11 protein-coding genes are annotated in these 12,635 nt (G+C 62.2%); 9 read left to right on the forward strand and 2 right to left on the reverse strand.

What is annotated here, in order from left to right; all coding sequences use genetic code 11:
- Positions 1-350 precede the first annotated feature (350 nt).
- The gene (locus tag MLD24_RS00880; RefSeq protein ID WP_248163228.1) at positions 351-2,015 is read left to right on the forward strand and encodes an OFA family MFS transporter; all 1,665 of its coding nucleotides are present in this window, start codon (positions 351-353) and stop codon (positions 2,013-2,015) included.
- Positions 2,016-2,044: 29 nt separating this feature from the next.
- On the opposite strand, the gene MLD24_RS00885 is transcribed toward MLD24_RS00880, so the two are convergent.
- On the reverse strand, positions 2,045-3,127 hold the full coding sequence (locus MLD24_RS00885; protein ID WP_248163229.1) for a substrate-binding domain-containing protein: 1,083 nt from the start codon (positions 3,125-3,127) through the stop codon (positions 2,045-2,047).
- Positions 3,128-3,329: 202 nt separating this feature from the next.
- Between MLD24_RS00885 and MLD24_RS00890 the strand changes: the two genes are divergently transcribed.
- The 4 genes from MLD24_RS00890 to MLD24_RS00905 all read left to right on the forward strand — a co-directional run bounded on the left by MLD24_RS00890 (position 3,330) and on the right by MLD24_RS00905 (position 5,594).
- The gene (locus tag MLD24_RS00890; RefSeq protein ID WP_248163230.1) at positions 3,330-3,866 is read left to right on the forward strand and encodes a hypothetical protein; all 537 of its coding nucleotides are present in this window, start codon (positions 3,330-3,332) and stop codon (positions 3,864-3,866) included.
- Between the two features lie 52 nt (positions 3,867-3,918).
- Positions 3,919-4,614, forward strand: a complete 696-nt coding sequence (locus MLD24_RS00895; protein ID WP_248163231.1) for a hypothetical protein — start codon at positions 3,919-3,921, stop codon at positions 4,612-4,614.
- Between the two features lie 12 nt (positions 4,615-4,626).
- Positions 4,627-4,956, forward strand: a complete 330-nt coding sequence (locus MLD24_RS00900) for an antibiotic biosynthesis monooxygenase family protein (RefSeq protein WP_248163232.1) — start codon at positions 4,627-4,629, stop codon at positions 4,954-4,956.
- Between the two features lie 140 nt (positions 4,957-5,096).
- The gene (locus MLD24_RS00905; RefSeq protein ID WP_248163233.1) at positions 5,097-5,594 is read left to right on the forward strand and encodes a DUF2059 domain-containing protein; all 498 of its coding nucleotides are present in this window, start codon (positions 5,097-5,099) and stop codon (positions 5,592-5,594) included.
- Between the two features lie 28 nt (positions 5,595-5,622).
- Here the strand turns inward: MLD24_RS00905 and MLD24_RS00910 are convergent, their stop codons facing one another.
- The gene (locus tag MLD24_RS00910; protein WP_248163234.1) at positions 5,623-6,657 is read right to left on the reverse strand and encodes a lipid A deacylase LpxR family protein; all 1,035 of its coding nucleotides are present in this window, start codon (positions 6,655-6,657) and stop codon (positions 5,623-5,625) included.
- Between the two features lie 39 nt (positions 6,658-6,696).
- Between MLD24_RS00910 and MLD24_RS00915 the strand changes: the two genes are divergently transcribed.
- The 4 genes from MLD24_RS00915 to MLD24_RS00930 all read left to right on the forward strand — a co-directional run bounded on the left by MLD24_RS00915 (position 6,697) and on the right by MLD24_RS00930 (position 12,478).
- Positions 6,697-7,146, forward strand: coding sequence for an N-acetyltransferase (locus MLD24_RS00915; RefSeq protein ID WP_248163235.1), 450 nt, complete (start codon positions 6,697-6,699; stop codon positions 7,144-7,146).
- 26 nt (positions 7,147-7,172) lie between these two features.
- Positions 7,173-9,965 carry a hypothetical protein gene (locus tag MLD24_RS00920; RefSeq protein ID WP_248163236.1) on the forward strand — a complete coding sequence of 931 codons (2,793 nt, stop codon included), beginning with the start codon at positions 7,173-7,175 and terminating at the stop codon, positions 9,963-9,965.
- A gap of 145 nt (positions 9,966-10,110) precedes the next feature.
- Entirely contained in the window at positions 10,111-11,163 is a 1,053-nt protein-coding gene (locus MLD24_RS00925) for a hypothetical protein (protein ID WP_227174292.1), read from the forward strand.
- Between the two features lie 271 nt (positions 11,164-11,434).
- Positions 11,435-12,478 (forward strand): pre-peptidase C-terminal domain-containing protein, encoded by a 1,044-nt coding sequence (locus tag MLD24_RS00930; protein ID WP_227174294.1) that lies wholly within the window; start codon positions 11,435-11,437, stop codon positions 12,476-12,478.
- The last annotated feature ends 157 nt before the right edge of the window (positions 12,479-12,635 follow it).

Here is a 12,635-nt window from a genome sequence, read left to right on the forward strand (position 1 = left end):
TCCGCGGCCTCGGTGTTCAGACCGGGGCCACTTTCCTGCCGTTTTCCTGCGTCTTACCGGCGATCATTCTTTGGTACTGGGCCAAAAGTACCGCTGCCGGCCCCCACACGCACATTGATCCGCACCGCTGATTCCTGCCCGACGGGGTTTACCGGTGCCCGGGCCACGCTGTCATCATTCTCTTTTAATCTATGAATGAATGTTCATAATACCTTCGGCTAGTTGTGACCGATACCGTCGTTGACTCAAATCAATGTCGCTATTGGGCGTTTGTGGTTATGCACCTTCATTCATAACTTGGGCGCCAACATCAGAACGTACAACACAGATAACAAGAACGGAGTTCGCTTATGGATGGGGTAGCAGGAGATCGTGTCTACGACGGTGACGAAGCCGAGCCGAAACCGGGTTTTTTCGACCGTGAAAACACCATCGCCGGACCGGGCTTCAATCGCTGGCTGGCGCCAACCTCGGCGCTGGCGATTCACCTCTGTATCGGGATGGCATACGGCTTTTCGGTATTCTGGCTGCCAATGTCGAATTTGATCGCAGGGGCAGATACCGCCGCCTGCGCTGACATCGGCTTCTTCCAGGCACTGACGACCACCACCTGCAACTGGACCGTGTCCCAGGTGACCTACACCTTCGGTATCTTCATCGGCATGCTGGGGATATCCGCCGCGCTCTGGGGCGCCTGGCTGGAACATGCCGGCCCCCGCAAGGCCGGGGCCATCGCGGCGCTGTGCTGGGGTGGTGGTCTGGTGCTGGGCGGGGTCGGCGTCATGACCCATCAGCTGTGGCTGTTGTACCTCGGTTGCGGTGTGCTGGGGGGCATTGGTCAGGGCCTGGGTTACATCACCCCGGTATCGACGCTGATCAAATGGTTCCCGGATCGTCGTGGCATGGCCACCGGCTTTGCCATCATGGGCTACGGCGGCGGCGCCATGGTAGGCGCGCCGCTGGCGGTATGGCTTATGGACTATTTTGGCCAGGACGGCGGCACCGGCGTTGCCAGCACCCTGATCGTGATGGGGGTGGTCTATTTTCTTGCCATGGGCGCCGGTGCGCTCAGTTTCCGGGTACCACCCAATGGCTGGAAACCGGAGGGCTGGCAGGCCCCGGCCAGCAGCAACGCCAATGGCATGATTACTCACGGCCATGTCCATCTCAGTGTGGCGTGGCGTACCCGTCAGTTCTGGCTGATCTGGGGAGTGCTGTTCCTCAACGTCACGGCGGGCATCGCGGTGATCTCCATGGCCAGCCCGATGCTGCAGGATGTGTTCGGCGGGGCCCTGGTGGGTCTGGATGACACCTCCGGTGGCCTCACCGCAGCGCAGCAAGCGGCAGTGGTGGCGGCTGCGGCCGGCCTGGTGGGGCTGATCAGCCTGTTCAACAGTGTTGGTCGGCTGTTCTGGGCGTCGCTGTCTGACAAGATTGGCCGCAAGAACACCTACTACACCTTCTTTGTACTGGGCATTGCCATGTACTGTCTGCTGCCGACCTGGGGTCACCTGGGTATGGCGGGGCTGTTCGTGATTTCGATCTGCGTCATCCTCAGTATGTATGGCGGCGGCTTTGCTACCGTGCCGGCCTATCTGGCGGACATCTTCGGCACCCAGATGGTTGGCGCCATCCACGGTCGGTTGCTGACCGCCTGGACTGCTGCCGGTCTGGTGGGCCCGGTCATCATTGCGATGATCCGCGAAGGCCAGCTGGAGGCCGGGGTCGAACCCGCATTGGTCTATGACCGCACCCTCTACATCATGGCCGGCCTGCTGTTACTGGGGCTGATCTGTAACAGTCTGGTGAAACCGGTAGACCACTCACTGCACATGAGCGATGAGGATCTCGCCCGGGAGCGCGCTCTGCAGAAGGACAGCGGTGTCGCTGCCAACGCTGCAGATGCGGCCCGGGGGCGCTTCGGTGCGACCGGGGTGATGGCCTGGCTGGCGGTGGGTATCCCCTTCCTGATCGGGCTCTACATCGCCCTGGCCAAGGCCGCTGCGCTGTTCTGACAAGTGGGTCAGCCCGTCGGTGCGCGGCATCAGCCAGACGGGCTTTCACCTAACAGCGCCTCGAACGTGGTGACCTCGCCGGGGCGGTCTGGCTGGTAACCGGGAACCTGGCCAATACGGGCAACCACGGCCTCTGATGCCATCAATGCCCGCAGCCGAGTCAGTCCCGGTTGCTCCAGTCGGTCCTGGTGGCACACCAGCAGATAGTGCTCCCGGGCCAGTTGCCGATACCGCAGACCAAACTGGGCTGCAGCGGCCTCCACTCCGAATCCCACATCCGCCATACCGGCGGCCACGAAGGCCGCTACGGCGGTGTGGGTAAACTCCTGTTGTGGTGACAGGTTCAGGTCGGCTTCGGCCAGTCCCTGATGCTGCAGCAATCGATTGAACAGCACCCGGGTGCCGGAGTGGTGATCTCGGCCAATGAAACGCAGTTGCCGCTTGACCAGGTCGGTGAGATGGCGCACCGGTGGGGTGGTGTCCGGCCGCATCATCAGACCTTCGCTTCGGGTGACAAACCGGATCAGCCGCAGTGGCCGTCCGGCCAGCAGGTGGTGATAGTGGGCCAGGGTGTCCTGTGCCAACGCCGGATCGGTGGGGAAATGCAGGCTGGCTACGTCGCAGTCACCCCGGTTAAGGGCTGACAGCGCTTCTTCCGGGTTCCGGTACTGCAGGTTCACCGACAACTGATCGTTGAACTCCGTCAGCAGGGCAACGGCGTAGCCGTGGCTGGCGTGCAGTCGCAACACCGTTTCGGCATTGGCCCGCAGGTGCTGGATCTGGCCATTGAGTTCGGCGGCCATGCTGTCCAGCTGGGGACCAAGCCGGGCCTTGACCCGGTGCTCGGCCCAAAGCAGCGTTTCACCCAGCTCGGAGAGGGTTGTGCCGCGGCCCTTACGCATGTTCACCAGGGATAGTCCGAACACCTCCCCAGCCCGGTTCAGCAGGTTCCAGCCGTGACGATAGGAAATCCCGGTCCGCCGTGCCGCATCGGTGAGTTTTCCGGTGTCACGAATGCCTGCCAGCAAACGAAACAGGGTTGGTTCAAGCAGGTCGCTCTGCTCGCTCTGGAACAGCCAGGCGGGCGCGATGGTCAGTTTGTTGTTGTTCATTGGGAGGGATCGCCGATTGCTGAAAACCCCTATCTCATCAAATGGTCCGAGTGATTGCCATGGGTCTTTGGTGCCTGTCGATAAACGGAAAAATCCGGCATGGATTTATCGAACTGTCGACCTTGCCCGGCCATTGGCTCGCGGTTCTGCTAAAACAGCCGATCCAGAAAAATATAGATTGAGATGGTTTCTGAGGTTGAGAATGAGACGTGTTGTACATTCGTTGACGCTGCTTGGCCTGGTGTTTGTGGCCAGCTCCCTTTCTGCCCGCGAGCTTGTGGTGGGCGATACCGGCATCACCTTCCAGGCGCCGGATGAATTCAAGGTGCTGTCGTCGGAGGTGATGGCGGCGAAGTGGCCCAGTCGCCGGGCTCCGCGCTGGGCCGTAGGCAACCGGACCGGTGGTACCACCATTGCCTATGACCTGAAACCCCATGACATTTCCCAGGCCTCCGCGGACCAGCTGATTGGGGTGTTCAGCCAGCTGTTCAGCAGGGTGGTACCCGGCATCGTCTGGCAGCAGCGCCGGACGCTGGATATTGATGGTCGCCAATGGGTGCATCTGGAGTTCACCTCCAATGCTATCGATACCGATATCCACAACAGCCTGCTGGCGACCAGCTATGGCGACCAGATGCTGGTGTTCAATTTCAACTCCACCCGGGAAGAGATCAAGCAATACCAGGAAGCCTTGGAGGCCAGCATGATGACTATCTCTTTGCCGCCAGCGGGTCTGTGAGCGGTCTTTTGCCGGCAGTTCTCCGATAACGTTCCACCGTACAGGATGTATGATGACGGATACCGTTCCCCCCAAGGCTTCCCCCGCCGATGTTGCCCTCACCGATGTGGCCGCGCACCTGACCCGAGAGCCAACGCTTGGGCAGGTATTGAAACCGGTAAACCGCCAGAACCTGTCGGCGTCGGCGATTGACTGGAAACCGCTGCAGCGAGGTGGCGCCAACTTCCGTACCCATTGTCTGCACGACGTTGCGCCGGATCGGCTGGAGTTCCGGGCCAGTGGCGGACTGCGGCGGTTCTGTCTGGTGTTTATTGTGGCCGGTCTGGTCCTGTCCGGGCTGTTTGTGAGTGAGCAGTTGGCGGCCGGGCCGCGCATCGACCAGTGGTTGCCGGTGTTGTTCCCGCTGCTGTTCGTTCTGGCCGGCGTGGTGATGTGGTGGCTGGCTGGCCAGCGACGGGTGTTTGATCTCACGCAGGGCTATTACTGGCGGGGGAAAGGCAGGGTGACCGGGCCCGAGGCGTTGAACAAACAGAAAGATGTGGTTGCCCTGGCGGAGATTCGGGCACTGCAGTTACTGGAGGAACGGGTTCACAGCGATGGCGCTTCCTATTACAGCTTCGAACTCAATCTGGTTCTGGCGGGAGGGCGCCGGATCAATGTGATCGACCACGGCAGTCGTGCCTCGGTGGTAAAGGATGTCACTTTACTTGGCCAGCGGTTGGGTGTACCGGTGTGGGATCGCAGCTGAACGGAGCGTGAGATGAAGTACCTGTTCGAGATCCGCGTGGCCGAAGGCCATACCGCAGAAGAGTACGCCGACGCCTGGGTGCGGGCGTCGCGCATCATCCAGCAGGCACCGGGTGCCCGGGGAACGGAACTGCATCGCAAGATCGGTGACCCCCAGGCGCTGATCGCCATCGCCTACTGGGACAGCAAGGCGGACCGGGATGCCATGTCGGCAAAAAAGGACCCGGACGTGGCGGCGATCCTCGCCAGCGTTGCGTCTTTTGTGGAGATTCACCGGCTGGTAGAGTTCGAGGACCCGGAATGGACGGTGCTGCCACCGGGACAGGACGCCATAGCAGAGTAACCGGTCGGGACATCCGCAGAGCGGTCCGGTCAGGCTCGCCGGGCGCTCGCTTGCGTTTTCAGGGGGGCCGGGGCACAGTGTCGCCCTTTGATTCTGAGTGAACTCAGAGCCCCCCAGGAAAGCAACCAAGGAGACTGGTTATGAACACCCTTCGCGCCACCGCCCTCGCCCTGTCGATCAGCCTGTCCGGAGCCGCCTTTGCCGATACCGATGGTCAACGGGAGACCGTGGAGAGACTGCTGAATCTGATGGACATGCAGGCGATGATGGACGGTATCGATGCGCAGCTGGATCAGATGGCACCGCAACTGGGCCAGCAGATGGGGATACCGCCCTCGGAGCAGGCGCTGTTCAACGAGTTCATGTCTGACTTCATGGCGCTCAAGCGCAAGGAAATGACCTGGGAACGGATGAAGGAGCCCATGGTCGACATCTACCTGCGCCACTACACCGAGCAGGAGCTTCAGGACATGCTGGCGTTTTACAGCAGCGAGACCGGACAGTCCGTGGTGGCCAAAATGCCCCAGGTGGTTGGTGAGAGCATGCAGGTCTCCCAGCAGTTGATGCGGGACTTCCTGCCCAAAGTACGGGCCCTGGCGGAGTCCTACAAGAAGCGTCGCCAGAGCACCGACGAGTAGTCGCGGGCTCTCTGGCCACGGACGTGCTCTACAGCCGCCAGGTGACCGCCACACTGCCGTAGGAGAACGCCTCCTTGTGGGTGTCCTCCTCGCCGGTGTTGGCCCGCACGATCAGCGAAATCTGAAAGCCGGGGCTGTGCCAGTCGACGCCGACCCCGGCCTGCCCGACCCAGGGGGCCTGTTCCAGGTCGTAGGGGCCATCCTCGTGGTCCAGGTAGGAATAAGGCACATACTCCACACCGATTCCGATAAACGCGGACCAGCCTGAGCCCGCCATATCCAGGGCGCCAGGCAGGCCGATGCTGGGGGAGGCACCGGAGTAATCGGGAATGAAGTTTACCGGCAAGTGCCGGCCCATCCGCCAGATCAGCGCGGCGGTGCCATTGGTGCGGAAGCCGGACAGCTCGGTACCCACAACCCAGGCCATTTCGTTCTCGACCTGGCCACCGCTGCGGAACAGGGTGCGTCCATGGTAGGCGTGAACACCCACCAGCAGGTTGCTGCCGAGCTGGTTGTCCCAGCCCCGGGGCTGGGTACTGCCGGTGATCTTGTGTACCCACTTCTGGGCCTGCTCTGCGCCACTGTCCGGGCCCACGACCCCCGCACCGATGCCGTAGCCGGTGATGCGTTCCCGATTCCAGCTCCACAGGGTGGTTTCCAGCCCCAGAAAACCGGCGTAGGGCAGGTCATCGTACTGGGGCTCGCTGGTGGCAATGTTCTCTGGCGTCAGCATCATCTGGCGAAGACTGGTCGCCAGTGCATGCTGTGTGCCGGCTGCACCGATGCCGGGCAGCCATTGGAGACGATCTCGCAGTGATCGGGCCAGTGTGCTGCGCTGGCCTTCTGGCGCCTCGGCCCGGTCGGTGAGGTAGGAAAGCCGTAGACCGTTGGTGTAGCCGCGGTCGCTGCCGGTCAGCAGATCGTTGTCCCAGGACAGGTTGACGACGTCGGACTGGGCCGGCTGCATCACCCCCAGGCCGAGGGTCGCGCACAGAACATAGCCTGCATTGGGTAAAGAGCAGTATCGGGAAAAACGGTATCGGGAAAAACAGCGTGGGGACAAACAGGTCTCCTCGATCCACAACACGGTAAAGAATCGAACATGATACGACCATTTCGCGAACAAGACATGACGGCGGTGCTGGATATCTGGCTGGCGGCATCCATCCAGGCCCATGACTTCATTGAACCGGCGTTCTGGCAGGCCCAGGTGGAGGCCATGCGTGAGCAGTACCTGCCGGCCTCGGAAACCTGGGTCTGGTGTCACGACAACAACGTCGTCGGCGGCTTTCTCAGCCTTTATGGCGATACCCTGGCGGCGCTGTTTGTGGCGCCGGAGTTCCAGCGCCAGGGCTTCGGCCAGTCGTTGCTTGCGGTGGCCCGGGAGCAGCGGCCAACCCTGGAGCTAACGGTCTACAGCGCCAACGCGAACGCTGTGGCGTTCTACCGGCGCCAGGGATTCAGCGTCACCGGTGAGGCTCCCGATGCCCACACCGGCGCGCCGGAACTGACCATGGTCTGGCATCGTGAACCGCAAGTGACGTCTGGATAATGGCGCCGGCATAGGAGGGAAAGGCAATGCGAGTGGATTGTGGCCAGTGTGGCACAACCCAGAGTCCGGGCTGGCAGGCTGGCATGCTGTGCCAGGCGTGCGGTGGTGTGGTGCGCCCGGAAGTAAGGTGTGCCTGGTGCTGTGAATGGACCCCGGACGCGAATTTCTGCCGCCATTGTGGCGCCGGGACCGTATCCCGGGAGCACTTTGGTGTGGCCCGGATGCTGAAGGCCGCGGGCGTGGACCGGCTCAGTCTTGCGGATCGGGTACGGGCGCTGACGCCGGCCCAGCAAGAGGATTACCAGCGTCGCTACCTGCCGCATCAGGCATTGCTGGAGCGGCAGCTGCGGGCAATGGCCTGGATCGACCAGTGGTTGTTGGGCTGCCACGAGGTGGAGCTCGCCAATACCCTGGTGCCACTGATGCCGTTTGACGACGACACTCGAGAGGCGTTGGAACTGACGCCCCAGCCGGACCTTCAGTGCGACTATGAAACCCTGCTGCTGATGGTTCGCGATGCCCGTATTCCGCTGTTGAGCCACTATGCCCGCCGTGCCGTGTTCAAGGTTGCGTCGGCGTCGTTCGTGCGCAAGTTCGGACAGGACTGGTTGTGGCAGTGCCTCCACGAACTGGGTGATGCCACGGCGATGGACCTGGAAACCCTGGATGTCTTTGCCGAGCCATTGCTGGTGCTCTGGGGCCAGCCTGCGTTGCCCTGGCCTCCCGAGATCACGGAACCGTTGCTTCGCAGCTGCGAGGTGTTGCTTTATCACCCCCTGTCTGCGCGTCAGCGCCTCACTTTGGCGGCGGTGATTGCCCGCTGTCGGGCCAGCGGGGTGGCTTTTGATTCGTCGCTTTCGGCGTTGCTGGACGATATCGACGGATTTCTTGCCAGTGATGATCGCCGGCTGCGGCTGATGGCTGCCTTGACCCTGGGCCACTCGCCAGTGATTGCACAGATGGCATCGGCACATGACGACCCGCTCACCGCGGCGGCAGGCTGCTGGTTGGCGGACCATGACCTGGAAAGGCTGGCATCAGTGCTGGCCGACGCAGACCCTGCGCTGGTGGCGCTGTGGTGTCGGCGACTGGTGATCCGGCCCCGGCACTGGCCTGACACGTTGAACCAGGCGCTGTTGTCCCGGCTGGCCCAGTCCCGGGAGCCCGCGCTAAGGCAGGAGCTGGTGACCGCCTTGCTAGCGCCTGGCGCCGGGGCCGAGGTCGTCGCGCAACTGGTGAGTGAAGCTCGCCAGTGTCGTGATCAGGCACTGGTGGCGAACCTGCTGCGACAGCACTGGCGCGAGGCGGACACCCTGTGGCCGTTGCTGGCGGAGGAACTATGGCATCCAGAGTTGGCCGAGGTGTTACTGGACCTTGCGGAGGACCGCTGTTTTCCGGCCGGATTACTCAAACGGTTACTGACCGGTGATGCGCTGACGAATGCCGGGCGGATCACGCTGGCGACACGGCAACTGCAGGCCGGCAGTCGTTCCGGCTCCGAAGGGCTGGCACCGGCGCAGGCAGAGTGCCTGCTGCTACTGGCCACTGACCACCTGGAGGCCGGAGAGGGTGATAGGGTTGCCTCCTGGCTGGTGCGATTGCTGCTGGAGCATCACGATTCGGTGGTGGCGGTGCTTGAGACCCGGTCTGAACTGGCCGAGCGTCTGGCCAGGGCCCTGGGCGACGAGGGCTCGTCGGCTCTTGGGCGCCACGCCATGAGTGACAACCTGGCACAGGCGCTGCTGGGTTCCCGCAGCCAGCCGTCGCCATTCTACCGGGCCTGGCGTGGTCAGCAGGACGGCCTCCCGGCATTGGCCTGTGCCGCTGCCCGACAACTGGGTTATCACCATGACTACCCGGAGGGCTTCCACCAGGCCCTGCTGTTGCAACTGGCCCGGGCTGGTGACGGCCCAGGCTCCGAGGACTGGGTGTTACTCGCCGACCTGCTGCGGGTCCCGACAGCGGACGCCACTTGTCTGGCCCGGCTACTGGCGCTGGCCCTGTCAGGCGCGGCTGGTACGCCGCTGGCTCCCCTGGAACTGGTGCAGGCTTCCAGCTCTGATCCGGAGCACTTGGCCGAACGTCTGCCGCCACTGGATTGCGAGGACTGGGGGACCGGACTGGTCCGTGCCCTGATACAGGGTGAACCGGTCGATGACGGGGTAGAAATGTTGCTGAGTGCCAGTGCCCTGGCGGTGGCTCGCGATGGAGAACGCTGGTTGTCCGGTCAGGGCGGGGCACTGGCCAATGCGGTACTGACGGCCCTGAACCGGGGCTGTCCCGGGTCCTGGCAACTGACTCTGCTGCGCCTTTTGGAGGCGCTGGCTGAGCATCTGGCGCTGTCGTCGGAGACACCGCACCCGGGGGTTCAGGGCGATTTGCCTCCCGCTGTTGAAACGGCGCTGTCAGCAGATGCTGTCACGGCCCTGGTGCAATGGCTGACCCCTGCTGGTCGAGATGCTGGCGACGATGGGGATACGGGTAACTGCGACGGTGTGGTTGACTGCAAGGATGCGGTTGCCACTGAAGAGGGGGACGCGCCGGGCGTCGATGTCGACACTGACAAAGGTGAAGGTACGGACGATGCTGCTGGCAATGACGTGGCAGTGGCGCAGACCCTGGCTGGCCTGGAACAGGCCCTGGCGGCTGCCAGAACCGCTGCTGAGGGGCAGCCTCCGGAAGTGGCGGAAGCCATCCTGGCGGCAACCCGGGAAGGGCTGGAGCCGGGCATTGCCATGGTGTTGCCGATGTTGTCGGCCTTGCCCCTGGAGCATCAGATGGCCTATCTGGACCGTATCCAGCAACTGCGGAGTCAGTAACGGCATCTTCCATACTGTCTGAGTGACTGGTTGAGGTTGCCTGGCCAAAAGTGGCTGACCCGTTGATACCTGTCTACTCTTGAGACATCGGACGCGGTAATCGTCGGAGGCGTACGTTCGCCTTCGGTGACCTCAGGAGGGTGCAATGACAAGTCTGTCCCGGTGGCTTTGGATTGTGCTGGCGGCAACGCTGGCAGTGGGTTGTGGCGGCGGTGGTTCTTCCGGTGGCGATGACCCTCCCGGGGACGACACCCCGGGTGACGGTGGTGGCGATGGCGGTGGCGACCCGGGCGACGGCGAGCCCGGCATCGCCAGCGAGCGTATTGCCACGGTGCGTTATGACCTGGATAACAATGGCGTGTTTGAAGGCGTACGCCAGTTCAGTTACGACACCGAGGGGCGTCTGGTCCGGGAACAATACACCTACACCGACGACGGTGAGGAAGATGCGGATTTCGTCTCGTTTTCCCTGTCCAGCGATGACGATGCCAACTCGGTACTTGAGTACAGCTACGGCACCGATGGTAGGCTTGAGAGCATTCGCCAGACCCAGGCCGACGGTCGTTACATCGACACGACCTACGACTGGAACGACGATGGCTGGCTCAACACCAGCACCCAGATGATCTACAGTGCTGCTGGCGCTCTGCAGTTCGCCACCCAGCAGCATCTGGAGCATAACGGTAGCCGCCTGGTGAAGGTCGAGGAGTACCTGCCCAACGAGCCGGACCCGGAAAGTACCATTACCTTTTTCTACGATGGCAGCGATCCCCTGCCGGTTGCCAGTGAGGATTCCCGCAGCGATGTGCGGACCGACATCACCTGGACCGGATTCGGCAAACCGGATGCCTTTGCCCGCAGTGGCCTCAACTCCGACCTGACCAGCTCCACGGACCTCATCTATGACGCTCAGGAACGCCTAGTGGAACGCCGGTTTACCAGCAGTATCAATCCGTCGGTGAACTTTTACACCTGGTTTTTTGAATACAGTGGTGACCAGGACCGGCCCAGTGTCCAGCTGATCGACATGCAGTCTGATGGCACCATTGAGGCGCGGCTGGAATTCGAGACCGAAACCGCCATCTGCCAGCAGGTGGTTGCCTTCCTTTGGGGCGCCGAGAGCGCGGAGGAGCCCGACGAACTGGCGCCCTACGTACCGGGAACCGGTTACGTGCACATCAGCCAGTGTGTTGAATAGGTCCTGCCAGCACCTCTGGCGTACCTGAGCGGTCTTCTCTGGGAGGCGTTCAGGTACGCCAGGTTTCTCTGTTTACTCTCCCCTGGTAATTTCAACAAACATTCTCCGTCCCGCCCGGTTTAACGTTATGATATTGCCGGCAAGCGGGTGCTCCCGACAGTGCCGCCGTGTGGCTGGCGGTGTGGGCATCCGGCGCGGTACGGCTGCGCGTGTGGAACGGATGCCCCGGTATCCGGCTGTTGTTAAACCTCAGGACGATAAAGGTTTTGTGATGAAAAAGAATGTTTCTTCCCTGGTTCTTGGTGGCGTGGCGGTGACGCTGCTGGCTGGTTGTCAGGCTCTGCAGGGCCCCTCTGCCGGTGGTGTAGGTACCCAGGCTGCAGTGAGTGCACCGGGCAAACTGGTGGTGGGTGAGCGCGCCCGTGGCGAGCTGACCACCCAGAGCGGCCTCAACCTCAAGGACGGTAGCCGTTATGCCCAGTTCAACCTGAACCTGGACGCCGATGAGCTGGTGGAAATCGAGCTGGACGGCAGCGTGGTTGGTTCCCTGGCGCTTTACAACAGCCAGAATGAGCTGATGGCCAATGCCTCGCCGCTGTATTTCAAAGTGGAAGATGCAGGCCAGTACACTCTGGTGGTAAGCGGTGCTGACGCCAACACCTACGGTCCCTTCAGCCTGAACTCCCGCACCCTGGAGCTGAACCAGGTGTCCAGTCTGGTGCCGGAAGACAGCATCAGCGACTGGATGACCGACGGTGGTAACAGCTACACCCTGACCATCACCGAAGCCGGCGGTTACCAGATCGACATGACGTCGGACGTTGTCGACGCCATGCTGATCCTGGAAGGCCCCGGTGGCTACGAGTCCCAGGATGACGATGGCGGTGAAGGCTACAACGCCCGCCTTGGGGATATTCTGGAACCGGGCGAATACACCCTGACCGCAACGTCCTACGACGCCACGCCGGGCCTGTACGATCTGTCTGTCTCCAAGATGGATGTGGACCTGACGGAAATGACCGGTGGTCCGATTGACGTTCCTACCGAGGTGACTGGCTGGATGCGTTCCGGTCCGGACATCTTCACCTTCACTGTGGAAGAGGAAGGCCTGTACCAGATCGACATGCGTTCTGACACGTTGGACTCACTGCTGACCCTGGAAGGCCCCAACGGTTTCTCCACTGAAGACGACGATGGTGGCAGCAACTACAACGCTCAGATCACCACGCGTCTGGCGCCGGGTGACTACCACATCACCGCCAGCAGCTACGACGACAGCCGGGGCATCTACACCCTGTCTGTGATCCGTCGCTGAGGCTGGTCTGATCTTGCGACCCGGACCACCTCTGGTGCCCGGGTCGCCTCTCCGAACCTACGCCTTTCTTCTGCGCCTACCCCTTTCGTCTGTTCCTGCCCCGCCTCTTCTACACTTTCGCTTTCTCAACACGCTCGCTTTCTCCACGCTCTCGATG

It is taken from the genome of Marinobacter xestospongiae (genome assembly GCF_023156385.1).
GTDB lineage: Bacteria > Pseudomonadota > Gammaproteobacteria > Pseudomonadales > Oleiphilaceae > Marinobacter > Marinobacter xestospongiae.